Source organism: Exiguobacterium sp. SH0S7 (genome assembly GCF_004337195.1).
Taxonomy (GTDB): domain Bacteria; phylum Bacillota; class Bacilli; order Exiguobacteriales; family Exiguobacteriaceae; genus Exiguobacterium; species Exiguobacterium aurantiacum_A.
In genome coordinates this window covers 1-275 of the sequence record NZ_SJVA01000060.1, presented here as the reverse complement: position 1 = coordinate 275, position 275 = coordinate 1, and the positions used below count along the sequence as shown (strand labels likewise).

At 50.5% G+C, this 275-nt stretch carries 1 rRNA gene; it reads right to left on the bottom strand.

Annotation, left to right across the window (positions count from 1 at the left end):
• Window positions 1-193: 193 nt before the first annotated feature.
• A 16S ribosomal RNA gene (locus EVJ22_RS15415) occupies window positions 194-275 on the bottom strand; the annotation flags it as partial.

Below are 275 nucleotides of genomic sequence, written 5' to 3'. Positions count from 1 at the left end.
GCTCCTAGTGCCAAGGCATCCACCGTACGCCCTTTCTACCTTGATCTAGCGTCTCTAAGACACACGGTCCGAACGGACCATGCATATTGTTCTTGGTTTGATGTCTTGATGAATCTTCAGTTTTCAAAGAACAATCGAGGGACGAACCCTCAAAACTGAACGATGGGCAATGCCACATGGGCATTTTCCTTAGAAAGGAGGTGATCCAGCCGCACCTTCCGATACGGCTACCTTGTTACGACTTCACCCCAATCATCTGTCCCACCTTCGGCGGC